The sequence below is a fragment of the Flavobacterium aquidurense genome (assembly GCF_001404985.1).
Lineage (GTDB): Bacteria > Bacteroidota > Bacteroidia > Flavobacteriales > Flavobacteriaceae > Flavobacterium > Flavobacterium aquidurense_B.
The window spans coordinates 520,157-544,422 of record NZ_JRLF01000012.1 but is presented as its reverse complement, the minus strand read 5'-3'; the positions used below and the strand labels follow the sequence as shown (position 1 = coordinate 544,422).

Sequence of the window (24,266 nt, the reverse complement as noted above, 5' to 3'; positions counted from 1 at the left end):
ATTTATAAATAAATGTCTTTTTTCTCTATAAGTGCTTTTACATAAACTGCATTGTCTTTAAAAAATACATCTAATTGAGGTAAAGCTCTTGGCGGTGGTCCTGCAATTACATCGCCTGTCATGGCATCAAATGAACCTTCATGACAGGGGCAATGAATTATTCCTGTTCCGGGTTTATAAAATACGGAACAGGAAAGGTGTGTACATTTTTGTTCATAAGCCCTGAAATCACCACTTTCGAGATGTATCAATATATAAGGAATTGTACTTCCTTCTATTACAAAGCCTCGGGTTCCTCCTACCGGAACTTCGTCTTTATTGCATATAAAATGTTCGCCCTGAACACCTTCCTTTGGTAGCAAATAAGCTTTTGCAGCAACAAAACCGCTTCCTACCATTAATCCTCCGGAAACAAAAGTCAGGAATTTAGCAAAATCCCGACGGCTTACCTGAGTTGATTCCTGTTTTTTTATTGGGAAATCTTTTTTCCAGTTTTCATTTAAATTATCTTCTTTTGACATGGATATAGATTTAATATATTCTTAATTCTTTACTTCCTTTAGGCATCATAATATTCACTTTGGTATTTACCGTTTCTTTCCCAAAAATAAACGAATTGACTGGTGAACTGTTTGGTCTCATTTCATCGATTTCGGCTCTTGTTCCGTAAAACAAAGCACCGCTTGGACAAACAGTTGCACACATTGGTTTTTTACCAACGCTGGTTCTATCATAACACATGGTACATTTCATCATCAAATCATACTCTTCCATCTTTTTTGGAACTCCAAAGGGACATGCCATTACACAATTTGAACAACCAATACATCTTTCTGTATTTGCTGTGTGTACCACTCCAAATTCATCTTGCGAAATTGCATCGGCCGGACAAACATTTGCGCATACCGGATCCTCACAATGCATACAAACTTGTACGGTGGTTTGAATTGTGGAAGATCGTTCTACATAATTTACGCTTATTAATGATTCCTGCCCGTTTGTTTCACATTCTGCACAAGCCATTTCACAAGCTTTACAGCCAATACAACGTTGCAGATCTACAAAAAACTCTTCGTTTTTATTGAAATTAGTTAAATTCATCGTGTCATTTTTTATAGATTAAACACTTGCATATGCTTCAGATTCTTTAGATGGCGGCGCTATTATTCCTTGCGGATCTAATAAACAGGCACAAACTTTAAATTCAGGTATTTTAGAAACAGGATCTAGAATTCCGGTCGTAAGTTGATTTGCTGATTTGGCTCCTGGCCAGTGATAAGGTATAAAAACCGTGTCTTTTCGGATAGTTTCTACGATATTTGCCGGAAAAATCCCTTCACCTCTTCGGGTTGCAACTCTTACTAATTCTCGTTGTTTAATTCCGTATTTTAAGGCAAGTTCCGGATGAATTTCTAACATAGGTTCCGGAAATTGGTCTACCAGTTTACCAATCCTTCGTGTTTGTGTTCCGCTTAAATATTGGGAAACTACACGTCCTGTAGTAAGTGTTACAGGGTATTCATCGTTAGTAATTTCCCCTGGTTCTCTATAAGGAGCCGGATTAAAGTGTGCTTTTTTATCCGGAGTAGCAAATACTTTATCTTCCCATAATCTGGGTGTTCCGGGATGGTCATCTGTTGGGCAAGGCCAGAAAACACCCATATTGTCTTCTACTTTTTTATAGGAGATTCCAAAATAATCTGCTGTTCCTCCTTTTGATGCCACACGCAATTCATTAAATATAGCTTCACTATTTTCATAAGTAAATTTATCTTCTTCACCCAATCTTTTGGCCAGTTCTAAAAATATTGAAGTATCTGTTCTTGCGTCTCCCGGAGGCGTTACCGCCTGACGAATTCTGATAACACGACCTTCTGCAGATGTTGTAGTTCCTTCCTCTTCTTCCTGCAAAGATCCTGCAAGAACAATATCTGCATGACGTGCTGTTTCATTCAAAAAGAAATCGATACAAACGTAAAACTCCAATTTTTCTAGTGCAGATCTTACATAATTATTATTGGGAAGCGAAACTAGCGGATTAAAACAAATAGAAATCAATCCTTTGATCTCTCCGCTATGAATTGCTTCTATGATTTCGTAAGCTGTCAATCCTTTGCCTGGCATATCTTTTTCGTCAATTCCCCAAACTTCAGAAATATATTTTCTATGCTCTGGATTTTCTATATCCCTATTTCCAGGTAGTTGATCACATTTATGTCCGTGTTCACGGCCTCCTTGTCCGTTTCCTTGACCGGTTATGGTACCATAACCACAATATGGCCTTCCAATTCTTCCGGTTGCTAAAACAAGATTAATACAGCCTACAACATTATCAACACCTTTTGAATGGTGCTCGATTCCGCGTGCATGAAGCAAAAAGCTCGTTTTTGCTTTTCCCCATAATTCAGCAGCTTCTCTAATTTTATTTTTATCAATACCTGTAATTTCTTCTGCCCATTCTAGTGTATAATCTTTTACTGCATCTATTGTTTCCTGAAAACCAGACGTATAATTATCTATAAAATCATGATCAAGCATATCGTGATCTACCAAATACTTAAGCATTGCACCATATAAGGCTGAATCAGTTCCGGGTTTTACGTCTAAATGAACATCTGCTGTTCTGGCCAATGGAATCATTCTGGGATCTATAACGATTAATTTAGCTCCGCGATCTCTGGCTTTCCAGATCCAGTGTGTTAATGTTGGGAACGTTTCACTAATATTTGCACCCGCAACGATTATTACTTCGGCATATTCTAAATCCGAATAATTATTTGAGGCACGATCTAATCCAAAAGCTTTCTTATTTCCGGCTCCGGCACTTACCATACAAAGTCTACCATTATAATCCAGATTTCTGGTTTTTAAGGCTACACGGGCAAATTTTCCAACCAAATAACTTTTTTCATTGGTCAATGAAACGCCAGATAACATTGAAAAAGCATGTTTACCATATTTTTCCTGAATTCTTTTGATCTCAAAAACGGTTTTATCCATCGCTTCATCCCATGTCGTTTTCTCGAAACCTTTTCCTTCTACTCTTTTTATTGGGTGTAAAAGTCGGTCAGGATGATTATTTTGTAAATAACGCTGTACTCCTTTTGGACACAAACGTCCTTCATTAAAAGGAAATTCCATCCAGGGTTCAAAACCTACTACTTTATTTTCTTTGACTAATAATTGAATCCCACATTGCATTCCGCAAAAACAGCAATGTGTTTTTACAACTTCATCCGGTTCATCTCTACCTGCGTAACCATCTTTTGGCCCATAATTTAAATGCGGTCCAAAATCTTCAATAATCTTTTCTGTTGATACGGGTAATTTTGCCATTTTTGTTTTGTTTATTTTGTTTCAGGTCTCAAGTTTCAGGTTCAAACTGTAACTGAAAAATGTGACTGTATACTTTCTAAAAATTATCCAAATAAGCTTCCGCCGCTTTCTAATCTCGCTTTTAAATGTGCCTGAGCTAAACGGGACCTTTTTCCTTCGGGGCTTAAATCAAGGTGTGAAGTTCCGTCTTCATGGGTGAAGTCGAAACCTAATTGTCTGGTAACAATTTTTAGATCTTCGATATGTAATTTTGTTGCAAATTCTTCTCCGGTATGCGGACAAACTGCCATTCCCATTTTCATTCCTTCTTTTTTGTAAATATGAGCTCCGATCTGAGCCGGACGCTGAATAATGTGGAAGAATTTTCCAAACGGAATCCATATTAAAAACATAATTACGGTTACGGCATGAATTACAGCTAAGAAATCATATGCGAACCCTTTCATAAACTGGTATGAATACGTAAGACACAATCCTGTAACTGATATGGCTATTAATAAAATAAGCGGCAGCAAATCTCCTTCAAAGGTTTGGGTTGCTATTAGTCCCGGATTTGTCAATCGTCTTCTCAAATAATATACAGAACCAAATATTACCAGCCATGAAGACCAATTTAAAGCATGGAAAATTAAGAATGCCAATACAGATCCAATTTTAAAATCCATCATTTTAAATCCAAAAAAATGAGCTTCATAAATTGATATTGAATTGGGAGCCAATGTAAAATGTATCCATCCGAATGTAAGCGGAATGGTTATCGCAAATGCAGACAAACATCCTAATGCAATACAAAAATGCGCTGCCCAACGGTACTTACTTCTGGGATAAATGAACTTTTGAACCACTATATTCTCAACGGTCTCTTTACTTAAAAACCAGAAATGCGAGAACATTTTTCCTGTAAACAGAAATTTAATACTACGTTTGAAATACATCCAGGTTGGCGGGCGCTGCAACCAAACAGAATAGCGGTAAACTATCCCGAAGAAAGCAAACACTGTTCCGAATAAATAAGTAACAAGAGCAGCATCAAAATTTTGCAATTGTCTCGATCCGTAAAATACAAGCACAATAGTTAGTGCAGAGACCAGAGTTGCAACCAGTAAAGCTTTGGTATTAAATGTTTTATTTTTCATCCTTAATTTTAATTTAATGATTACTCCTTAACTTGGTTTTTCACAACCTTTACGATTATAGAACCACCAATTGATACCTGTAGCTAATATAGCGAAAAACGAAACGCCTATAAAAAATTGATTTACAGTACCATTAGCGGAAATATTATTGCCAATTAATTTAGAAAATATAAAGGGGCCAAATGCTGCAATTGCTGCTGTCCATCCTATAACTCCAGCGGCCTGGCGCTGATTTTCTGCAAAAATAATTGGATATTGTCTAAAGGTTCCTGCATTTCCAATTCCCGTAAAAAAGAACATTCCTAAAATTACTGCTACAAAAAGCGGAAACTGATCCATACTTGTCGGGGCTACTAATCCCTCAGTAACTAAAATTACAGAACCCGCCAAAATTCCTAAACCGGTAATTGTAGTCAGTATAGCACCTCCTACTTTATCAGCAACAAAACCAAAAGCAATTCTACTCGCAGACCCAATCAGCGGGCCATAAAAAGCATATACCAGCGGATCCGGAGCATTATGAAAATCCCCATATAAGAACTTAATCATTAAGGGAAATGCTGCAGATAAACCTGCAAATGTTCCAAATGTCATTACATAGGTAATCGTACAATACCAGGTATGTTTGTTAGAGAAAATATCCATTTGTTCCCTGATGGAAGCTTTCATAGGAATACTTCTTAAATAAACCCAGCTTAAAATAGACAAGATGATTAAAAACGGAACGTACCAAAATGCTGCTGATTGCAGGTAGATCTCTTTATTGCTGACAGCTGTATTATCCGGACTTATATCATTAAGTATTTTCTCTGCCAGTTTTGGATTTGCATTTGCAATAGCCTTAGCTTTTAATTTTACAGGCAATGAGGTAAAAATAGTAACTTGATCATCAGACTTAATTGCTGTAGTAACAGAATCAATTATGTTCTTATTTACGTTTGATAGTATTTTAGTCTGCACATCAGAACTAAGGGCTGCAAAAACTTCTTTTTGTTTTTCTATGCTTGAATTTTCAAAAATTGTTACAGTTTCTTTTGGGTTAATACTTGTAAAAACTGATGCTGCGCCATAAATTCCGACACTAATAATAAGCGGTGTTACAAATTGAGCTACTGAGACTCCAAAATTTCCAATTCCTGCCTGAATACCAAGTGCTGTTCCCTTAAGTCTTTTAGGAAAAAACAAACTTGTACTTGGCATGTAGGATGAGAAATCTCCCCCTCCAAAACCAGTTGTAAAAGCTAATAATGCAAATACCCAAAACGGAGTATTGATGTCCATTACTGCAAAACCAATTCCAATTACTGGGATCAGTTTAATGGCTGTCGCAAAAGAAACAACGTGTCTTGTACCAAAAATGGGTAATATAAAAGTATGTATGATTCGCAAAAATCCTGCTGCTAATCCAGGAATTGCGGTTAACCAGAAAAGCTGGTCTTTAGAAAAATTAAATCCTAATCCGGGTAATTTAACTGCTATAACGCTCATCATAAACCATGATGCGAATGACAGTACGAGGGTAAGAGTTGTAATCGTTAATGTTTTCCATGCAATTTTACTACCGGCAGAACTCCAATACGCTTCATCTTCGGGTTCCCATTTGTCTAACCAAGTTTTCATATATGTATATGTTTTAAATTATTTGTTTTAATGATTGTCTTCTATATCTCTGGTAAAATTTGGAGATTTTGTTCTCATGACATTTATTATTGTTCGATGCATCCAAAGCAGACACAGAATTGATATTATGAAAATAAATATCCATGAACTGGTCCAGAGACCGGTGTAATTAAGGAGATAACCAAAAATGATTGGACCAACAAAACCGCCCAAACCACCTATTAAACCAACCATTCCTCCTACAACACCTACTTCATTAGGAAAATATTCCGGAATATGTTTGTAAACTGCTGCTTTACCAATTCCCCAGGAAATTCCAATAAGGATTACCAGGATTACATAAACCCATAGGTTAGCACTAAACTTAATTTGTGTTACGCCCTGAGCCAGTAGTTCTTTCTTTTTTACTTGTTGGTTTTGTTTTACTACAATTTCCTGCCAGGAATTTTTTACAGGAAAAATAGCTGTTTCATGATCTTGAGAGGTTCCTTTTTGATTGATAGTATGTACTTTACCATTAACAACTATTGCATCTGCGGCAACTTCTGTAACAACACCGCTACTTGTAGCAAGAACTCCGGGACCTGCTGTAAAAATTTCCATTTTAGGAAACATTAATAAAAAGCTTATTACGATTGATGAGCCTAATACCCAATACATTACTTTTCTGGCTCCAAATTTATCCGACAGATATCCTCCAAATGCCCTGATAATTCCGGAAGGCAGGCTAAACATTGTGGCAAACATTCCTCCCATTACCAATGAAGTATGGTAAACATTCATGAAATTTGGAACAAGCCATTGTGAATAGGCGACAAAACATCCAAAAACTAAAAAATAATACGTTCCAAACCTCCAAACTCTAACATTTTTAAGAGGAGATAATAGTTCTGTCATGGTTTTCGAAACTCCCGGATTGGTTTTATTTTTAGCAAAAACAACAAAAAGAATTCCTATAAGTACCAGAACAGCGGCATAGATAACAGGAAGTAATTTCCATCCATTTTGTGGATCTGTTTCTGAGAAATTATTCAATAAAGTAGGTGCAATAAAAGTAGTAATTGCGGCACCTGCATTTCCCATTCCAAAAATACCCAACGCTCTGCCTTGCCAATTTTTAGGATACCAGATTGATGTATATCCTATTCCTACAGCAAAACTGGTACCTACTAAACCAAAGAAAAAACTTAGTACGGCAAAACTCCAAAAGGAATTAGCAAAAGGAAGGAGAAATAGTGGAATTGAACATAAAAATAGTAAAATAGAAAATATAATTTTACCGCCATATTTATCTGTTAATATACCAATAGGAAGCCTGAAAACTGATCCTGATAAAATAGGAATTCCTAAGAGCCAGCCTGTTTCGACAACTGTAAAATTAAATATCCCTTTATCGACAAGATAAGTAATCAGAACACCATTTAAGGTCCAGCAAGCGAAACATACTGAAAAAGCCAGCGTATTCAAAAATAAAATTCTGTGTGATTGAGATAGATTATTCATAGAGAAATATTAAAAACATCTAATTTTAAGATTTATTGAGTCCTAAATTCCTCAATTGAGAACAAAATTAATCAGTTACATTCTTACAAAATATGATATATATCATATCAAAGACTTTCTTGTCTTTTATACAAATCAAATAATAATAAGTGCTTATACAATAGATAATTTTAACCAAAAACAATAATACATTATGAACAGTAATCCTGTCATTTTAAAAGTATTTGTAAGAATAAATGATGATAGTATTAGAGAGATAAAAATTCATAGAAATATATTCTCTTAATTTTTAAGGCGGTATTTAACACAATAAAAATAGGAAAAATATTAAAGCTAAATAATTAATTATTAGTTATTTACATTAAAACTTTAAAATAACTTCATTTTAAATTGGTTAATGTGTGTGTTTGCAGGTCTTTACAAGTTAATATTTTTCTTATAAATTAAAATTCTTCGTAAGATTGATTGATTGTCAAAAAAAATTGTATCAAGCTGCTGAACATCTATTATGCGACGTTTTTGCATTGATTTTCAATCCGCTAAGTTTTTATAAATTAAAAAATTAAGTATAAAATACTACATTTTAATGACAAAATTACTTAATTTTTTAACATTTGTTTGAGTTTTAAAAATACTTAAAATACTAAAAATCAATAACTTAAATACATTATTTTATGTATTACAATATTTCTGTTTAAAAAAAATGAACAAATTTTTGGATTTTATTATATTAAAATTAACTTTGTCTATAGGATTAGTAGAGTATAAAAATATTTAAAACCATAAAGAATTATATTTTGAAAACAACCGAAAGCATATCGTATTACATTCTTCCTAAAAAATATACTTATAACAGTTTTTGTTATATGTGCTTCTGTTGCTAATTCCTGGCTTTTTTCGTTTGCATTCGGTTTCTCCTTTACTATCGAATCGATTAAAAAACGAATCTTTAAAAAACACCACAATATTTACCTTATTGAAATTATAAAAAAGTCTGTTTGATACATCATTTGTATTGAAAGGATTATTGAAACTATACTTATAAATTAAAAAGAAAAATAACTAATAACTAAAAAAACTAAGATGAAAAATATGCAAGATTGTTGCTGTAAATAAAAAAAGCCATTTCTGCGGCAACAGAAATGGCAAGGCTTAAAGAACATTTATCACTAAATCAAGGAAAACACGAGAGAGTTGAAAATTCAACTTTCAAGGCGCCTTGTTAATTACTTAAAACCAGTACAAAGAAATGAAAAAAAATTTAAACATATACTCATTGCTTTTTATCCTGTTATTATCAGCGGGAATTAATGCCCAGAATACCACTCCTCTCATACAATCTAAGCTCGATGGAACTGTGGTCGATGATATTACAAATCAACCTATTATTGGAGCTTCGATAAATATAAAAGGTACCACTCACGGGGTTGTTACAGATGCTGAAGGAAAATTTTATTTTCAAACCGGACAAAAATTTCCTTATACTTTAATTGTAAGTTACATTGGATATAAAAAAGCAGAAGTTATCGTTGATAAAAATCCTGTTATAATTCACCTTAAAGAAGAACGTCAGGAATTAGATGAGCTTGTAGTTGTAGGATACGGTTCTCAAAAACGAAAAGACATTACAGGTTCTGTCGCATCAGTTCCTAAAGCCAACTTATCTCAGGTTACCTCATCTGCAGATAATTTATTAAGAGGAGCAATTGCCGGAGTGGTAGTTACACAAAGTTCAGGTCGTCCGGGCGCTTCTTCAAGTGTTCGTATCAGAGGAGGAAACTCGATTACGGCCGGTAATGAGCCTCTTTATGTTGTAGATGGAATATTAATTTATAATGACAACAATAATAGTTCAGCCGGAGTTTCGAATGCCGGTGCCTCTGTCAATGTATTATCTACTATAAATCCTGCTGATATTGAATCGATTGAAGTCTTAAAAGATGCATCAGCTACTGCAATATATGGGTCTCGTGGTGCGAATGGTGTTGTAATTATCACGACCAAAAAAGGAACAAAAGGACAAGATAACATTTCGTATCAGGGGTATTTTGGATTCCAGAATGTTTCAAAAAAATTACATTTAATGAATGCCAGCCAATGGGCAAGCTTACGTAATGATGTTCAGGCAAGCATTGGTCAGGCACCTGCTTTTTCTGCAGATCAGATAGAAGCATTAAAAACTTCAGGAGGATATGACTGGCAATCTGCACTTTTTAGGACTGCAGCTCCAATTCAAAATCACCAATTATCATTTTCAGGTGGCGATGAAAGATCAAGATATGCCGTTTCTGCAGGTTATTTTCAACAAGACGGAATCGTAATTGCATCAGATTTCAAACGAATTTCTCTTCGTGTGAACTACGAAAGAAATTATTCACAGGCTTTTAAATTTGGTGTCAATGCCAATTACAGTAATTCAGTTTCAAATGGTGTAGGAACAAATGGCGGCGCTTCTGCAGGAAGATCTCCAAGTCCTTTGGTTGTCGCTCTATATCAACCGCCTGTAGTGCCTATTAAAAATGCAGACGGAAGTTACAATTTAACAAATAACCCTTATGCAACTGCAATAAACGGAATCATACCAAACCCTATTAATGATTTGGTAAGTACAACCAATGAAACTAAAATAAACAGGATTTTGACAAGTTTATTCGGGGAATATAAAATAACCAAAAAGCTTGTGGCTAAAGTTGCTGTTAGCGGAGATGTCATCAATACCAAACAAAATTATTATGCTACGGCTACCACTACATCCGGTGCAGGAACTAAAGGTTTAGCATCAGTTGGGGATCGATTGGTAAGTTCTGTATTGAATGAAAATACTTTGAACTACAATACTACGTTTGGCGAAAATCATAAATTCTCTGCTTTAGGTGGTTATACGCTTCAATACACTCAGGGTGAAGTTGTAAATGCTGGTGCAAATACTTTTGTAAATGATGCCAATAGTTACAATGCCTTGCAAGATGGTGTTCCGGTAAAACCTTATAGTGACGCATTCGAAAGTGTATTAAAGTCATGGTTGACCAGAATAAACTATTCTTATAAAGGAAAATACAATTTTACGCTTTCAGCACGTGCTGACGGTTCGTCACGATTTGGTTCTGAATCGCTTTGGGGTTATTTTCCTTCAGCGGGTTTTTCATGGAATATCACCGATGAAGACTTTGCTAAAAATATTAAAGGTGTAACTGAAGCTAAATTAAGAATTACGGCAGGAACAACAGGAAATCAGGAAATTGGAAATTATCTTTCTCTTGCCTCAATGGGTTCTGTAAATTATGCTTTTGGAGGTACATTGCAAACAGGTCTTGCTCCTACCCGATTGGCTAATCCTGATTTGAAATGGGAAAAAACAGATCAATATAATGTTGGTTTAGATTTATCTTTATTAGATCGAAAAATCAATTTTGTTTTTGATGTTTATTACAAAAAAACAAATGATTTATTGATTAATGTACCAGTGCCGTTAACTTCCGGATATGCAACAGTACTTCAAAATATTGGTGGTGTTGAGAATAAAGGTGTCGAAATTGGCCTGACCACAGAAAACCTGAAAACAGAAAATTTCTCGTGGAATTCAAATATTGTATTTTCAGCAAATAAAAATAAAGTTGTATCGATAGGAAACGGAGTTGACCAGTTTTTTCCAGTCGTACCAAATGGATCTTTATTACAGCAACAACCTGTCACTGTAAAAGTAGGATTGCCATTGGGAACTTTTTGGGGATATAAAACAAATGGTATTTTCCAGACTCAGGAAGAAGTAAATACGCAACCTAAAATAAACAGTTTAGCCAATACAAAAATTGGTGACAGAAAATATGTTGATACTAACGGAGATGGCGTAATTACAGCACTTGATAAAGGAAATCTGGGAAGTTCACAGCCCAAATTTGTTGGAAGTTTCAGTAATACAATTTCTTATAATGATTTCGATCTTAATTTCTCTTTTCAGGGATCTTACGGAGGAAAAATATTCAACGCATTGAATCAGCAATTAGAGATTTCGACTCTTGGAACAAATGCTAATGTAACTCTTGAAGATCGCTGGACACCAGCTAATCCAAGCAATGAAATTCCAAGAGCTACCAGTTCACCACTTGGTATTGTATCTGAACGTTATGTAGAAGATGCTTCTTTTTTAAGATTAAAACTAATCACTTTGGGTTATACATTCCCTAAAAGTCTTTCTTCAAGACTTGGTGCCAAGAGCATTAAATTCTATGTTTCTGCAGAAAATTTAATTACATGGACAAAATACACTGGTTATGATCCAGAGGTAAGTTCATACGAACAAAACAATTTATATCCCGGAATTGACTTTGGTTCCTATCCAAATTCCAAAACATTTATTTCCGGTCTGAACGTAACTTTTTAAGTAAAAAATATACCATGAAAAAGATTCTATTAACAATCCTACTAAGTGCCGGTTTATTTGCATCGTGCACAGATCTGGAGGTAACACCTACCTCTTTTGTAACCGAAGACAATTATTTTAAAACCCAGGATGATGCTATTGCAAGTGTAACCGCTGTTTATGCTTCATTAAGTCTTGATCCTGGAGAACAAAGTTTATTTGGCCGAAACCTTTATTTCTTAACAGATATGGCGACAGATTATGCTGCAGCCGGAGTTTCTGCTACAAACCCGCAAGTACGCGCATTGAGCAGTTTGACCCATGATGCCACTTCTGATCGTGTTCAGGTAGCCTGGCGCCAGATTTATGCCGGAATAAACAGAGCAAACGTATCTATAGACAACATTCCTAAAGTAGCCGGAACAGAGGTTATTAAAACAAGATTAATCAATGAAGCAAAATTTATAAGAGCTTTATTGTATTTTCAGGCAGTTCGTCTTTGGGGCGGAGTTCCAATTGTTTTACATGAACCAACTTCTATTCAGGTAGAAAGTTTAAAATCTAAAAGAGCAACCGTCGATGAAGTTTATGCACAAATAATTACAGACTTAAAAGATGCCGAAAGCTTGCCTGCGACTTATGCTGCAACTGATGCCGGACATGCTACATCCGGAGCTGCAAAAGCAATTTTAGCTAAAGTTTACCTGACCAGAAAGGATTATCCAAATGCAATTTTAAAAGCAAGAGAAGTAATCAATGGTGGTTACGGATATGCACTTTTTGAAAGTTTTGGGGACATATTCGCAAAAGCAAAAAAGAACGGAAAAGAACATATTTTCTCTATTCAGTTTGAGCCAAATCAGGCAGGAAACGGATCAAGCGGAAGTACTTTTCAGGCAACTTCATTTACAGGATTTACAGCAACAGAACCTGCAGATATTATTTCTGATGTAGCAAAGTTCTATGATATATATGCAGCCGGAGATACCAGAAGAGATGTAAGTTACGCCAAGACACTACCAATTCCGGGTACAGCAAACACTTATACTTTTCCTAAACCAATTTTTAAAAAATATCTGGATTTAACCAATCTCGCAACTCCAAGTAACGTAGCCATTAATTTTCCTGTTATTCGTTATGCCGATATTTTATTGTCTCTGGCTGAAGCAATAAATGAACAGGGAGCACCAACAGCAGAAGCATATGAATTGATCAATCAGGTAAGACGAAGAGCTTTTGGCAAATCAATTACAACGCCGGATGCAACTGTAGATCTAATTGGATTAACACAAACCACTTTTAGGGCTGCCATTCAGGAAGAACGCAAAAAAGAATTTGTTCAGGAAGGACAACGCTGGTACGATTTAGTTCGTTGGGGAACTCTGGTTACCGAAGTAAAAAAGGTAACGGCTAAAAACTCTGTATCAGAAAGAAATAATTTATATCCAATCCCGCAAAGCGAAAGAAATATTGATCCGGTTGGTTTACCACAAAATCCCGGATATTAAATAAAACCACAACCAAAAAACTATAGTTATGAAAAATTTTAAATTTAACAGTACAATCAAAAGCTCACAAAAAGGGCTTTTGATTACGGCATTGCTTGTTGCTCAATTAGGTTTTGCACAAGAAAAAGAGGCAGAATACAAAGGTGTCATTGGTAAAACTCTGGCAGATTCTAAAGAATATTGGCCAGATCCTGTAAAAGCTCCTGCGGGTGCGCCAAACGTTATCTGGATCTTATTAGATGATGTAGGATTTGGAGCTTCAAGTGCTTTTGGAGGTTTAATCCAAACCCCAAATTTTGATCAATTGGCAAATAACGGTTTACGCTATACCAATTTTCATACAACTGCTATTTGTGCTCCTACCCGTGCAGCATTATTAACCGGTAGAAATTCAGGCAAAGTACACGTTAGCGGATTCTCTCACACTATTCTTTCAGCAGGTTTCCCTGGTTGGGATGGCAGAATCCCATCAGATAAAGGAACCATTGCAGAGATTTTACGCGAGAATGGTTATAACACTTTTGCAGTTGGTAAATACGGAGTAACACCAGATGAAGAAGCTACAGATGCCGGACCGTTTGACAGATGGCCAACCGGAAAAGGATTTGACCATTTCTATGGTTTCTTAGGCTCACAAACAGATCAGTACAATCCTGATTTAGTAGAAGATCAAACACATATAAAACCAGACGGACGCCATTTAAACGAACTGATTACGGACAAAGCAATTAGTTTTATCCAGAAACAGCAAAAAGCGGCACCTGGAAAACCATTCTTTTTGTATTATGCTCCTGGCGCAGCTCATGCACCGCATCAGGTGGCTACAAAATGGAGTGATCCTTATAAAGGAAAATTTGACAAAGGCTGGGATGCATATCGTGAAGAAGTTATAGCAAACCAAAAGAAATTAGGCGTAATTCCTGCAAATGCCGTCTTACCGGAACGCAATCCTCTAATTACCGACTGGAAAAAATTAACTCCGGATCAAAAGAAAGTGTATGCCCGTTTTATGGAGGTTTATGCAGGATTCCTGACCTATACTGATTATGAAATTGGAAGAGTAGTAAACTATCTAAAAGAAAGCAATCAGCTGGACAATACCGTAATTTTTGTTGCAATTGGTGATAATGGAGCCAGTAAAGAAGGAACTACAGAAGGAACAATTAACCAAAGTTTATTTTCTCAAGGAGCATCTGACGATGAAAACCTAAAGAAAAACTTAGCTAATATTGATGAAATTGGTACCGCAAAGGGTTTAAATACCAATTATCCTTTAGGATGGGCACAGGCAACAAATGTTCCTTTCAAAAATTGGAAACAAGATGCACAATCTGAAGGAGGAACACACAACCCGTTGATTGTTTTTTATCCAAAAGGAATTAAGGAAAAAGGCGGAATCAGAAATCAGTACAGTCACGTAACAGATTTATTGCCTACCACATTGGATATTGCAGGAATTAAAGCTCCGGAATATATCAAATCAGTAAAACAAGATGCTATACAAGGTTCGTCTTTATATGCTTCTTTGAATGATGCCAAAGCAGAATCTTTACATAAAATCCAGTATTATTATATTTTTGGAAACAGAGCTATTTATAAAGATGGATGGAAAGCCGGAGCAGCACATTTACCGGATTCATTTGCTGTAAAAAAAGCGTTAGGGAAAAATGAAAAACCTGCCGAAAGCAATTTTGATACAGATGTTTGGGAATTATACAACTTAAACGAAGATTTTAATGAGCGTAATAACCTGGCAAAAAAATATCCTGAAAAATTAGCAGAGCTTCAAAAACTGTTTGATGAGCAAGCCAAAGAAAACAATGTTTATCCGCTTATCGACTGGCAGGATGTATACAACAGAAGAATTCATAATACCGGAGCAGACAAAGGCAAAACGCTACAGGATTTAGTAAAACAAGTTACCAAAGGCGGAGATGCCGGAAATTCTAAATAACTGTTCCAAATGAAGCATTCAATAGAAAAATAAAAACCCATCAGAGCTATTAATTATTTTATGCAATAAGATTTTAATGGCTCTGATATTAAAACAAGTAAATTATGGCAGCAGCAAAACCAATTTTGAAAAAGGGCATTTTTACCTTGATTCTTGTAGTAATTGCGGTGAGTTTTTACTACCTGACGATCTGGATAACTCCTTATTATGTGCAAAATAAATTTGCCGAGAAAAGTTTGGGAGCTATTAATACACCCCGATTTGGAGATCAGCCAAATGCTGAAAACAGCAGAGTGATTCCGTTACCAAATCCGGACTTTTTATATTCTACAATCAATTATGATTTGAAAGATAACGTACTGAAAATTTCAGGAATTGTACCGGATTCAACCTATTGGTCCATCTCTGCATATCAGGAAAATACCACTAACTTTTTTGTGGAAAATGAAGAGAAGGTAAAATCAAAATTCGAATATTACTTAGCCCCTGAAGGAAGTACCTCTGAAGTTTTGAAAAATATCCCGAAAGAAAAAATCATTTACAGTCCAACAACCAAAGGATTGATTCTCTTTCGTTATCTGGTTTCAAAAGCATATCCTGTAGCAAAACTAGCCCAATTGCAACACGGCGTGACGGTAGAAAAGTTAGTAAAATAATAGCTCAACTTAAAATCAAATAAAAATGGCTTTAAATCAAAAAATTAAAAAGATAGGTCTTGCAGTTGCATTGATCATTCTTGCGATAGTATTAGGAAGCGCGGTTGGTGTTTACAACATTAAATCCGGCAAAAGTAATTCGCAGCGTATTATTGGCAATTGGCAAACGGTTGACAAAGACAAAGACCTTAACTCAGCTGATTTACTTACAATTGCACAAGTAGCTGTTTACGGGCCGTATGCCCTCACAAAAAAAGAAGTAATCTATTTAAGCACAAATACCGATAGCGATGGAAACGAATTGGATCCTAAATCAGATTATATCATAAGCGGAAAAAAACTGGATGCTAAATACTGGAGCATCACGGCATATGATGAAAATGGTTTTTTAATTAAAAATCCAATCAACACATACAGCTATAATCTTGAAGATGTAAAATATGAAGCCGATAGTACTTCCTATAAAATCAATCTTTCTGGTTCTGCACAAAAAGAAAACTGGCTGCCTATCAGCAACGTAAAAAAAGCAACCTTGATTATACGTTTGTATTTACCATCAGAAAAACTCAGAGACAATTTAACGGTTGAAACACTGCCGTCTATCAAAAAAATAAAATAAAGAAGTATTATAACAATTTTCTGGAAAACAATTAAATAAAACTCTACTATATCCATAGAATTAGAAGTTATATTTTTAATTTTACCATTCTTTAAAAACACTGATTATCAAAACATTGAAAAAGAATCACAAACCAGAATAAAATATAGAAACACATGAAACGAGTAGATTATGAAATTATAGGAAAAAAGATTGTTGTGGGAACAATTCTCTTTTTAGTTCCGCTGGCAATTTTGGCCGGAGGTTTAGCATTAGTAAATCAAATTTTAAAATAAGAAATCATGGCAATAGTTCAAAAATCAAAACTAACAAGAGATTTAAGTATTAGTCTTTTGTTATATACACTGCCGGTAGTGGCAATATATCTTTATTTCAAATTAGGCAATGGCGTGATAACAGATTCTCACATTACATTACCCTCATTTTTGCAATTTGCACAACCTGCATTTGCTAATATCAGAACCTGGGGATTAACAGTTTTCATGCTTGTTTTGGGAGTCATCGAATTTGGCGCAGGTTTATATGACGATCAATGGACAGGTGAAGAACGCAAAATAGATATCATTTCCTTCCTGGCACCAAAACTAATTTTACCTCCGGTAATTGCTTTTTTCAGCTTAACAGCTTTACCTTATTTAATTCCTGATCTCGCCAACTCACTTTCCTGGGTTCCGTTTTGGGGGGGGTTCTTTTTGATCGCTGTTGCAGATGATTTAACACAATATTGGTATCACAGGCTTCACCATCAGGTTCCATTTTTATGGCGTTTTCACAGAACACATCATTCCGCTCCATACATGGGTATGGCAATGCTTTCGAGACAAAACTTTATTTACACCATTTTCTTTTCTCAAATTTATTTAACAGCCGCCCTGACTTATTTAGGTTTAGGTCTACCGGCATTATTTGTTTTGGTAATCAAAAGTTTTATTACTCTGGGAGCACATTCTAGTATTGCCTGGGATAAACCGCTATACAAATACAAAGTTTTACACCCTATTGCATGGGTTTTAGAACGTTTGATTTCTACTCCTGCAACGCATCACGCGCATCATGCTGATACAAGCGGTGATGGAGTTGGACATTTTAAAGGCAACTTTGGTAATATGTTCTTTATTTGGGATGTAATTTTTGGTACAGGTTTAATTACACGCAAATTTCCAAAATCGTACGGAATCAAATCGTATAAACAAGAAGAATGGTATGCGCAGTTTTTGTGGCCAATATTCAAATCTAAAAAAGAAGGAAGTGCCCTTGCCGAAGGTGTTTTTGCTGTTCCACTAAAGCAAAAAGAAGAAAGTATTTCTCCAAGTCCGGTTTATTACGAGCAAGCCCAATCATAAAAAAATTAGTTCAAACAGTGTATTTATCATGGAGATCAATACACTGTTTGGCTATAAAAACAAAAATTATGAAAAATATATTACTTAAAACCAGTACAATTTTATACTTGTTTTTTACTACTCTTGGTTTTGCTCAGGACAAAGGTGTCAGCAGTATTGTATTACTGGATGCTTTTTATGCAAAAATTAAAAGTCAAAAAAATCCACAAATAATTGATGCCAGAGGTCCGGAAGAATTTGCCTTAAACCATATCGAAGGTGCATTGAATTTCAACCTTAAATCAGAAAACTATGAAAAATCTGTAGCCGCGCTAAATCCTTCACAACCCGTTTTTATTTATTCGATTGCCGCATATCGAAGCGGTCTTTTATCTACTGAATTAATAAAAAAAGGATTCTCTGAAGTGTATATTTTAGAAGGCGGAATTGCAGCCTGGATTGGTGGTGGAAAGCCTTTTTACTCCAATTTAAAAAGCAAATTATCACTGCCGGAATACAAAAAAATAATCGCCGAAAATGAGTATGTTTTAGTAGATATTGGATCAAAATATTGTGCAACCTGCAAAACCGTAAAGCCTATTTTAGAAAATCTTAGAACCCAATATGGAGAGAAACTCAAAATTGTTCAAATTGAGTTAGAAGAAAGTCCTCAGGTTATTGCCGACTTAAAAACGGTAAAGGTCTTTCCTACCCTGATATTATATCAAAATGGCAAAATTGTTTTTAAGAATGATGGTTTAGGAGATTTAAAAAATAATGTTGATGTGGCTTTGGCTTCAAAATAAAAAAATATGGCGCTATCCAAAATAAAAAAAATCAGCCTGTCAATAGTGATTCTCCTTTTTCTAATAGCATTATTTCTATTCTGGCCTATCAACACTGACGGAACTTTAATGCAACCGAATAAAAAGTTATTAGCAGGAAAAGCAGCATTTCTGTCCGAAAAAGTTTCTACAGACAGTTCTTTCAAAAAACCAAATATTATCATTCTTCTTGCCGATGATTTAGGAAAATATGATATTTCGCTATACGGAGGAAAATCCACACCAACACCACAAATAGATTCATTGGCATCTTCCGGTGTAACTTTTCAGGATGGTTATGTTTCGGCTTCCATTTGTTCCCCTTCTCGTGCCGGAATTTTAACAGGCCGTTATCAGGAACGTTTTGGACATGAATTTCAACCCGGAGATAGATATCCCAAAAACAATCTGGAATATTATGGTTTTAAATATTTGATCAATACAAATAATTGGAGACTGAATGATAAAATTAATTATCCAAACGAAGCTTCGATTGCAACACAGGGATTGCCCCAATCTGAAATTACTTTTGCAGATCTGGCCAAAAGACAAGGTTACAGTACGGCAATTATTGGTAAATGGCATCTGGGGCATAACAAAGGATTTTTTCCTTTAGATCGTGGCTTCGATTATCATTACGGATTTTATCAGGCATTCTCACTTTATACTCCCGAAGATGATAATCCGGATATTATCAACCATCATCATAAAGATTTTACCGATAAAATGATTTGGGGAAATGGCCGTGTAGGGATTGGACAAATTCGTCGCGACACCACCATCATACATAATAAAGCATATCTAACCGAAACATTTGCTGATGAAGCAGAAGCTTTTATTGATAAAAACAAAACCAAACCTTTCTTATTGTATGTTCCTTTTAATGCACCACACACGCCATTTCAGGTTCGCAAAAAATATTACGACCGTTTCCCGAATGTAAAAGACGAAAACAAACGTGTTTATTTTGCTATGATCAGCGCATTAGATGATGCTGTGGGAAGAATTAGGGCTAAAGTCAAAAAAGAAGGCCTCGAAGATAATACCTTAATCTTTTTTGCCAGTGATAATGGTGGGGCAGATTATACTTTTGCCACAACAAATGCACCGCTGAAAGCCGGAAAATTTTCTCATTTTGAAGGCGGGGTAAATGTTCCCTTTGCATTGTCATGGAAAGGAAAAATCAAACCACACACAATTTATAAAACACCGGTAAGTACATTGGATATTTTTAGTACGATTGCAGCTGCGATCCATTCTGATTTGCCAAAAGACAGAGTTTATGATGGTGTCGATCTTGTGAGTAGAGTTAATGATAACAAACAAGCGCACAAAACTTTATACTGGCGTTCCGGCGATGCAAAAGCAATTAGAAGCGGTGACTGGAAATTAATCATCAGCGGAAAAACGCACGAAGAATGGCTTTACAATTTATCAAAAGACAAATCTGAAACCACAGATCTTGCCAAAAAAAATCCGGCAAAAGTAAAAGAATTACATCTTGCTTTGCAAAACTGGGAAAAAGACCTGGTAAAACCTTTATGGCCAAATCTTACGCATTATGAATTTGATTTTGGCAAACAAAAATATTTTGTCGATTTGTAATCTTTATAATAACAAACCCGACAGTCCCGAACTCTCGGGATAAAAACCTGTCGGGTTTAATTATCAAACAGATATTTCCATATTCAAAGTAAGTGCCGTTAGGCACTAAATATTGGTAGATATTAGATATGAAAAGTCGTTGGCGTGCCGTAGGTACGCAACAAAACGATAATCGTTGCGTACGCACGCTAAATATTAAACAAATCTGTGTTTCCTACCAATATGGAGTGCCTAGCGGCACATTTTAAGTTTGATTTTCATTATCAAAATTTCACATCTAACAAATTAATAAACATTACAATGTCAACCCCAACCAAACCATTCACTATTCACGAAGACTGGACAGTCGTAATTCTCGGATTTATAATCATTGGGATTTCTCTTTTTGTTTTTCTTCCGGAAGTTCCCGTTTTCAAATGGTCTACCGGAACAGATTTGTTACACGATGTATTTGATTTCGAAAACCTGAAAATCATCGGATTACAATTTTTATATCTTATCATTATCGGAACTCTGGGCGCTTTCCTGATTGGTAAATCAGTAAAATACTTTCTGTTTGGCTTTCCGGTTGTCTATATCTTAACCGTTATTGCATTGATGATTGCAGGAAATACCCAAGTAAAAGCATTGAATTTAGAAGCTGTAATTTTTAGCTTGATTATTGGTCTGGCGATTGGCAACTTCTTTAAACTTCCGGATTGGTTTCGATCTGCACTTTCTACAGAAGTATTTGTAAAAATTGGATTGGTTTTATTAGGAACCAGCGTTATCTTTTCAGACATTCTAAAAGCAGGCTCTTTAGGATTAATTCAGGCTTTGATTGTCGTATTATCTGTTTGGTATTTTGCTTTTTGGCTGTGTAAAAAACTAAAAGTCGATGACGAACTGACTATGATGATTTCAAGTGCTGTTTCTATTTGTGGAGTTTCTGCTGCAATTGCTACGTCCGGAGCAATAAAAGGTGATTCTAAAAAACTGTCATATGTTATTTCGATTGTGTTGGTAACAGCAATCCCAATGATGATTTTTATGCCAATAATTGCCCGGTATTTCAATTTCCCAGAAGAAGTTACCGGAGCCTGGTTAGGCGGAAGTATTGATACATCTGGCGCCGTTGTAGCTTCTGGTTCTTTGGTTGGTGAAACAGCTTTGAAAATTAGTACCATTGTAAAATTTTCCCAAAATGTATTATTAGGCATAGCTGCTTTTGCAATCTCCGTTTATTGGACGTATACACATAACAAATCAGAAGAAGTTATAGCATCAAAACCTACCTTGAGTGTTATATGGGAACGTTTTCCAAAGTTTGTAATTGGTTTTATTGCGGCTTCATTACTATTTTCTTTCCTGCTAACTCCAGAAGTCAGGGATGGCGTAAAGGACAGTTTGAAAAATCTACAAGGCATTTGGTTTGCACTCGCTTTTACCAGTATTGGTTTAGAAACCAATTTCAAAGATTTACTCCGTAATAATAGCCGTAAACCTTTATATGCTTTTTTAATAGCACAATTATTCAATGTAATTATTACGCTGATTATTGCTTTTTTACTGTTTAGCAAATAAAATGAAACGCAACAAAAATGAAAAAGCCATTCTACTAAAAATAGAATGGCTTTTTTTCCTTGTAAGTGGAAATTTATGTTAATGCTTCAACAGCTGGCGACATTACTTCGACATTAGTAATAGATAGTGTTAACGGATCTGAATATCCCATAAAAAAGGTATTTAATATTTCCTGAAATACAGGATGAGCACCTTCGACCTGAGAAAAAAGTGTCATAGACGAACATAATTTACGAGCTCCTAAATCTCCTAAAATACCCTCGATAGATTTTCTTTTAAATGTGAGCAGAAGCTCTGAAATTTCTATAAGATGTTTTGCTAAAATAGGATGATTTAAAAATTCTTTAGCTTCTTCAAGATCAGCAATCGCATAATATTTAGAAATATTACTTGTTCCTAATCCTTTTATTTGCGGGAAAATAAACCACATCCAATGCGTTTCTTTTTTTCCTTTTTTAATTTCGGAAATAGCGGTAAGATAAAGTTTATTCTGCGCATCTAAAAAACGTGTTATATCATTATTTGAGTAAGCCATTATAATAGAATTGTATTTATAAAAGTTAATAAACCGTTTTAATCGTTCTTCTTCTTCTTCAAAAATTAAATAAAAATCTATTTTTAAGATTCGTTTTAATTCCGTTTTAAAGACATTTCAAAACTACTTATCAAGTCGCTTTAAAAAATTATACAATTAATGTCCATTGTTACATAATTTTTAGCCTTCGTATAAAAACAAAAAAGTTGCAAGAACTATCCTGCAACTTTTATAACGATATTAATGTTGTTTTTTATTCTCTGAAATCATTTAATGATTTCTCGATAATTTCCAGACATTCCTGAATTTGTGCCTCATTCATAACCAATGGCGGCGCTAATCTTATTTTGTTACCATGAGTAGGTTTTGCCAATAATCCGTTATCTCTAAATTTAAGACAAATTTCCCAAGCAAGATCTGAATCTTCACCGCAATTAATTACAATGGCATTCAATAATCCCTTACCGCGAACAAGCGTAATCAGATTATTTCTCTCAGCAATTTCGTTTAAACCTTTTCTTAGAATAATTCCTAAACGTTCTGCATTTTCAGCCAGATTTTCTTCCTTAATTACTTCAAGCGCAGCAATTGCAACGGCAGCAGCAACTGGATTTCCGCCAAAAGTAGATCCATGTTGACCTGGTTTAATCACATTCATAATTTCATCGTTACACAAAACTGCAGAAACCGGATAAACTCCGCCAGAAATTGCTTTCCCTAAAATCAAAATATCAGGTTGCACATTTTCATGATGCACCGCTAATAATTTTCCGGTACGTGCAATTCCGGTCTGAACCTCATCTGCAATAAACAAAACATTATGTTTCTCACACAATGCTTTTGCTTTAGATAAATATCCCTCAGAAGGCACATAAACTCCAGCTTCACCCTGAATTGGCTCGACTAAAAATCCTGCTATATTTTTTGATGATTCCAAAGCTTTTTCAAGAGCTTCAAGATTATCATATTCAATTTTTATAAATCCTTCTGTAAACGGACCAAAGTTTTTACGGGCACCTTCATCGTTTGAAAATGAGATAATCGTTGTTGTTCTGCCGTGAAAATTATTTTCACAAACAATAACCTGTGCCTGATTTTCCGGAATACCTTTTACTTCATAAGCCCATTTTCTACACACTTTTAGTGCAGTTTCAACAGCTTCAGCACCAGTATTCATTGGTAAAACTTTATCAAAACCAAAATATTTAGTTACAAACTCTTCATAATCACCTAGTTTGTCATTATAAAAAGCACGGGAAGTCAAGGTAAGCTTTTGTGCCTGATCGACCATTGCTTTCACAATTTTAGGATGACAATGTCCTTGATTTACCGCAGAGTAAGCAGATAAAAAGTCATAATATTTTTTCCCGTCTACATCCCAAACATACACACCTTCTCCTCTTTCTAACACAACCGGAAGCGGATGATAATTATGAGCTCCGTATTTATTTTCTTTTTCTATCAAAACTTCTGATTTCGACGAAAGTGACTTTTCAGTTTGTATCATGATCTATTATTTTAAAAAGCAAAAGTATCAAAAATTATTAATTATAAGACTATATATTTATAATTTTGACTTTTACAGCCGTTATTTAAGTCAAATATAACATTTTAAGGCTTTAAAAAATAAATTATATTAATTCAAAAAAGAGCATATTCCTTTTTATAGAAAAAAATAATTACTTTTATAAATCTGAAAAGTAAATTTTAACTCAATTTAAAATA

General features: G+C 35.0%; 17 protein-coding genes. 9 read left to right on the top strand and 8 right to left on the bottom strand.

Going from position 1 to position 24,266, the window contains the following annotated elements:
* Nucleotides 1-2: 2 nt before the first annotated feature.
* From RC62_RS14190 to RC62_RS14165, 6 genes are all read right to left on the bottom strand, one after another.
* Nucleotides 3-521, bottom strand: a complete 519-nt coding sequence (locus tag RC62_RS14190) for a ubiquinol-cytochrome c reductase iron-sulfur subunit (RefSeq protein ID WP_055096248.1) — start codon at nt 519-521, stop codon at nt 3-5.
* A 10-nt stretch (nt 522-531) separates the two neighbouring features.
* Nucleotides 532-1,101: a 4Fe-4S dicluster domain-containing protein gene (locus RC62_RS14185; protein WP_055096246.1), complete on the bottom strand. Its 570-nt coding sequence runs from the start codon at nt 1,099-1,101 to the stop codon at nt 532-534.
* 18 nt (nt 1,102-1,119) lie between these two features.
* Entirely contained in the window at nt 1,120-3,336 is a 2,217-nt protein-coding gene (locus tag RC62_RS14180) for a molybdopterin oxidoreductase family protein (RefSeq protein WP_055096244.1), read from the bottom strand.
* Between the two features lie 83 nt (nt 3,337-3,419).
* Nucleotides 3,420-4,472: a hypothetical protein gene (locus tag RC62_RS14175; RefSeq protein ID WP_055096242.1), complete on the bottom strand. Its 1,053-nt coding sequence runs from the start codon at nt 4,470-4,472 to the stop codon at nt 3,420-3,422.
* 27 nt (nt 4,473-4,499) lie between these two features.
* Nucleotides 4,500-6,092, bottom strand: a complete 1,593-nt coding sequence (locus tag RC62_RS14170) for a magnesium transporter MgtE N-terminal domain-containing protein (protein ID WP_055096240.1) — start codon at nt 6,090-6,092, stop codon at nt 4,500-4,502.
* Between the two features lie 27 nt (nt 6,093-6,119).
* Nucleotides 6,120-7,595: an MFS transporter gene (locus RC62_RS14165; protein ID WP_055096238.1), complete on the bottom strand. Its 1,476-nt coding sequence runs from the start codon at nt 7,593-7,595 to the stop codon at nt 6,120-6,122.
* A gap of 1,249 nt (nt 7,596-8,844) precedes the next feature.
* Here RC62_RS14165 and RC62_RS14155 point away from each other — a divergent pair.
* The 9 genes from RC62_RS14155 to RC62_RS14115 all read left to right on the top strand — a co-directional run bounded on the left by RC62_RS14155 (nt 8,845) and on the right by RC62_RS14115 (nt 22,006).
* Nucleotides 8,845-11,976, top strand: coding sequence for a SusC/RagA family TonB-linked outer membrane protein (locus RC62_RS14155; RefSeq protein ID WP_055096235.1), 3,132 nt, complete (start codon nt 8,845-8,847; stop codon nt 11,974-11,976).
* A gap of 14 nt (nt 11,977-11,990) precedes the next feature.
* On the top strand, nt 11,991-13,463 hold the full coding sequence (locus RC62_RS14150; protein WP_055096233.1) for a RagB/SusD family nutrient uptake outer membrane protein: 1,473 nt from the start codon (nt 11,991-11,993) through the stop codon (nt 13,461-13,463).
* A gap of 28 nt (nt 13,464-13,491) precedes the next feature.
* Entirely contained in the window at nt 13,492-15,417 is a 1,926-nt protein-coding gene (locus RC62_RS14145) for an arylsulfatase (RefSeq protein WP_055096231.1), read from the top strand.
* A 104-nt stretch (nt 15,418-15,521) separates the two neighbouring features.
* On the top strand, nt 15,522-16,073 hold the full coding sequence (locus tag RC62_RS14140; RefSeq protein ID WP_055096229.1) for a DUF1254 domain-containing protein: 552 nt from the start codon (nt 15,522-15,524) through the stop codon (nt 16,071-16,073).
* 25 nt (nt 16,074-16,098) lie between these two features.
* The gene (locus tag RC62_RS14135) at nt 16,099-16,692 is read left to right on the top strand and encodes a DUF1214 domain-containing protein (protein WP_055096227.1); all 594 of its coding nucleotides are present in this window, start codon (nt 16,099-16,101) and stop codon (nt 16,690-16,692) included.
* Between the two features lie 281 nt (nt 16,693-16,973).
* A complete protein-coding gene (locus RC62_RS14130; RefSeq protein WP_055096224.1) occupies nt 16,974-18,035 on the top strand; it encodes a sterol desaturase family protein in 1,062 nt (353 codons plus the stop codon).
* 68 nt (nt 18,036-18,103) lie between these two features.
* On the top strand, nt 18,104-18,820 hold the full coding sequence (locus RC62_RS14125) for a rhodanese-like domain-containing protein (RefSeq protein WP_055096222.1): 717 nt from the start codon (nt 18,104-18,106) through the stop codon (nt 18,818-18,820).
* A 6-nt stretch (nt 18,821-18,826) separates the two neighbouring features.
* Nucleotides 18,827-20,443, top strand: coding sequence for a sulfatase-like hydrolase/transferase (locus RC62_RS14120; RefSeq protein WP_055096220.1), 1,617 nt, complete (start codon nt 18,827-18,829; stop codon nt 20,441-20,443).
* Nucleotides 20,444-20,743: 300 nt separating this feature from the next.
* Nucleotides 20,744-22,006: a YeiH family protein gene (locus RC62_RS14115; protein WP_055096218.1), complete on the top strand. Its 1,263-nt coding sequence runs from the start codon at nt 20,744-20,746 to the stop codon at nt 22,004-22,006.
* Between the two features lie 73 nt (nt 22,007-22,079).
* Here RC62_RS14115 and RC62_RS14110 read toward each other — a convergent pair whose 3' ends face one another.
* Both RC62_RS14110 and rocD read right to left on the bottom strand, forming a co-directional pair.
* Nucleotides 22,080-22,541 (bottom strand): DUF1810 domain-containing protein, encoded by a 462-nt coding sequence (locus RC62_RS14110; protein ID WP_055096216.1) that lies wholly within the window; start codon nt 22,539-22,541, stop codon nt 22,080-22,082.
* Between the two features lie 253 nt (nt 22,542-22,794).
* Nucleotides 22,795-24,048, bottom strand: a complete 1,254-nt coding sequence (gene rocD, locus RC62_RS14105) for an ornithine--oxo-acid transaminase (RefSeq protein ID WP_055096214.1) — start codon at nt 24,046-24,048, stop codon at nt 22,795-22,797.
* Nucleotides 24,049-24,266: the final 218 nt, after the last annotated feature.

Bases quoted from the DNA above. Each gene is read 5' to 3' on its own strand.
- RC62_RS14190 (WP_055096248.1), bottom strand. From the start codon at position 521: ATGTCAAAAGAAGATAATTTAAATGAAAACTGGAAAAAAGATTTCCCA.
- RC62_RS14185 (WP_055096246.1), bottom strand. From the start codon at position 1,101: ATGAATTTAACTAATTTCAATAAAAACGAAGAGTTTTTTGTAGATCTG.
- RC62_RS14180 (WP_055096244.1), bottom strand. From the start codon at position 3,336: ATGGCAAAATTACCCGTATCAACAGAAAAGATTATTGAAGATTTTGGA.
- RC62_RS14175 (WP_055096242.1), bottom strand. From the start codon at position 4,472: ATGAAAAATAAAACATTTAATACCAAAGCTTTACTGGTTGCAACTCTG.
- RC62_RS14170 (WP_055096240.1), bottom strand. From the start codon at position 6,092: ATGAAAACTTGGTTAGACAAATGGGAACCCGAAGATGAAGCGTATTGG.
- RC62_RS14165 (WP_055096238.1), bottom strand. From the start codon at position 7,595: ATGAATAATCTATCTCAATCACACAGAATTTTATTTTTGAATACGCTG.
- RC62_RS14155 (WP_055096235.1), top strand. From the start codon at position 8,845: ATGAAAAAAAATTTAAACATATACTCATTGCTTTTTATCCTGTTATTA.
- RC62_RS14150 (WP_055096233.1), top strand. From the start codon at position 11,991: ATGAAAAAGATTCTATTAACAATCCTACTAAGTGCCGGTTTATTTGCA.
- RC62_RS14145 (WP_055096231.1), top strand. From the start codon at position 13,492: ATGAAAAATTTTAAATTTAACAGTACAATCAAAAGCTCACAAAAAGGG.
- RC62_RS14140 (WP_055096229.1), top strand. From the start codon at position 15,522: ATGGCAGCAGCAAAACCAATTTTGAAAAAGGGCATTTTTACCTTGATT.
- RC62_RS14135 (WP_055096227.1), top strand. From the start codon at position 16,099: ATGGCTTTAAATCAAAAAATTAAAAAGATAGGTCTTGCAGTTGCATTG.
- RC62_RS14130 (WP_055096224.1), top strand. From the start codon at position 16,974: ATGGCAATAGTTCAAAAATCAAAACTAACAAGAGATTTAAGTATTAGT.
- RC62_RS14125 (WP_055096222.1), top strand. From the start codon at position 18,104: ATGAAAAATATATTACTTAAAACCAGTACAATTTTATACTTGTTTTTT.
- RC62_RS14120 (WP_055096220.1), top strand. From the start codon at position 18,827: ATGGCGCTATCCAAAATAAAAAAAATCAGCCTGTCAATAGTGATTCTC.
- RC62_RS14115 (WP_055096218.1), top strand. From the start codon at position 20,744: ATGTCAACCCCAACCAAACCATTCACTATTCACGAAGACTGGACAGTC.
- RC62_RS14110 (WP_055096216.1), bottom strand. From the start codon at position 22,541: ATGGCTTACTCAAATAATGATATAACACGTTTTTTAGATGCGCAGAAT.
- rocD (WP_055096214.1), bottom strand. From the start codon at position 24,048: ATGATACAAACTGAAAAGTCACTTTCGTCGAAATCAGAAGTTTTGATA.